This is a genomic window from Enterobacter cloacae complex sp. P42RS (assembly GCF_014930595.1).
Taxonomy (GTDB): domain Bacteria; phylum Pseudomonadota; class Gammaproteobacteria; order Enterobacterales; family Enterobacteriaceae; genus Enterobacter; species Enterobacter bugandensis.
The window spans coordinates 1-777 of sequence record NZ_JADBRK010000037.1; the positions used below are offsets into that span (position 1 = coordinate 1).

1 protein-coding gene is annotated in these 777 nt (G+C 63.3%); it reads right to left on the reverse strand.

Translation table 11 applies throughout. The features are described from left to right. Positions 1-777 (reverse strand): type VI secretion system Vgr family protein (locus IM314_RS21865; RefSeq protein WP_193359366.1); only part of this gene is annotated, 777 nt, incomplete at both ends.

Genomic DNA, 777 nt, shown 5'->3' on the forward strand with positions numbered 1-777 from the left:
GGCGCTATCCCCGCCGCCGTGGCGGTGGCCTGAATCTGCTGGTGCTCAACCTGCCAGCGCTCCTGACGGATACGGGCATAGAACTCCCCGTGACCTTTGTCCACAAAGCGACCCGGCCAGTCGTACACGTCGATGCTGCCCGGCTTCGGCGACGCCGGGTTCTGCTGGGCCTGGAACAGCCACGCGTTCGGCTTGCGGAAGTCATAGTCGTCGAGGCTGTAAATCCCCGGCGTCACGCTGTCCTCCAGCGCCCACTGGCTGATACCCTCTTCATCCGTACTGCCGCCGGACGGCGTCTGGTGGTAAGGAATGACCTCATAGCCGCTGAACGGCTGATGCTGCGTGGCGGCGTCGGTGAGCACCAGGGTGTGCTTGTCCGCCTCATGGCGGAAGTGATACGCAATTCCCTCCAGCTCCATCAGGCGGCTGATGAAGTCCAGGCTCGACTCCTGATACTGCACGCAGTAGTCCCAGACCCGGTAGCTGCCGGTGAGCTTATCCTCAACGTTGACCTGATGCTCACCCAGCAGGGTTTTCACAATCTGCGGCACCGTCTGCCCCTGGAAAATACGCAGGTTGCGGTCGCGCTTCATCGGCCACAGGTCCGGCTCCACCGTCAGCTGGTACACCGCATAGCGCGTGCCCGTCAGCTCAACGGCGCTCACCGCCACGCGGGTAATCTTGCCGTTAATATAGCGGGAGGTCAGCAGGCTCTGCGTCGGGATGGTCACCGTGACCGGCTGGCCCAGCAGCTTACTGCGGTCAATGCGCGCGTCC